Here is an 869-nt window from a genome sequence, read left to right as displayed (position 1 = left end):
GCCTTCACCAATCATCATGCCTTTTGAATCGATGTCGAAAGGTTGAATGGTTTCGTTTGTAGTGAATGCTGGGGTTTTAGAGAAGCTCATGTACATGGTTGGTGAGTTATCAGTACACACACCACCAGTGATCATCATTTCACTGCGGCCTTCAACCAGCTCACTCAGAGCCATACGCATTGCAGCCAGAGAACCAGCACATGCAGCGTCTACTACACAGTTGATGCCACCAAGGTCAAAGCGGTTAGCAATACGACCTGAAATTACGTTACCCAATGAACCAGGGAACGAGTTCTCTTCCCAGTGGATGTATTGGTCTTGGAACTTTTTGATCAGCATTTCGCTGTCTTCGTCGTTGATGCCACTGCTCTTGAAGACTTTTTTCAAAACAGGGTATTGAAGACGAGCATTCAGGCTTTGAGCAATCTTCTGACCACCGCCTACACCAAGCGTAATACCGATCTTGTCGCGATCGTAACCTTCAGGCAGTTTGGCATCTTCAAGTACTTCTTTTGCCACGATCAGAGAAAGTAGCTGTGACGTATCCGTCAGTTCAAGGATATTTGGCGGAAGGCCGAACTCCATAGGGTTGAAGTCAACTTCTGGGATGAAACCACCGCGCTTACAGTAAGATTTGTCTGGCGTGGTACGATCTGAATCGTAGTAATCTTCTGGACGCCAGTGTGTATCAGGCACTTCGGTAATTGCATCGATCTTTTCGCTGATCAAATCCCAAAACTTGTTTAAGTAACGAGAGTTCGCAAACATGCTTGCCATTCCAACGATAGCAATAGGCATGTCTTTAAGACGTTTATTAAGTCGAGTGTCGTCGACTGATTCCGGTGTGTTTTTTTCGGGTTGGCTCATTA

General features: G+C 45.8%; 1 protein-coding gene. It reads right to left on the bottom strand.

The window, feature by feature from the left end:
- A partial coding sequence (locus AB4653_RS19750; RefSeq protein ID WP_372105104.1) for a beta-ketoacyl synthase N-terminal-like domain-containing protein occupies positions 1-867 on the bottom strand: 867 nt, incomplete at its 3' end.
- Between the last annotated feature and the right edge of the window lie 2 nt (positions 868-869).

The organism is Vibrio sp. 10N.222.48.A3 (assembly GCF_041475345.1).
Lineage (GTDB): Bacteria > Pseudomonadota > Gammaproteobacteria > Enterobacterales > Vibrionaceae > Vibrio > Vibrio tasmaniensis_A.
Note: the sequence above shows the minus strand (reverse complement) of the source record. Positions and strands in the feature narration are given on the sequence as shown.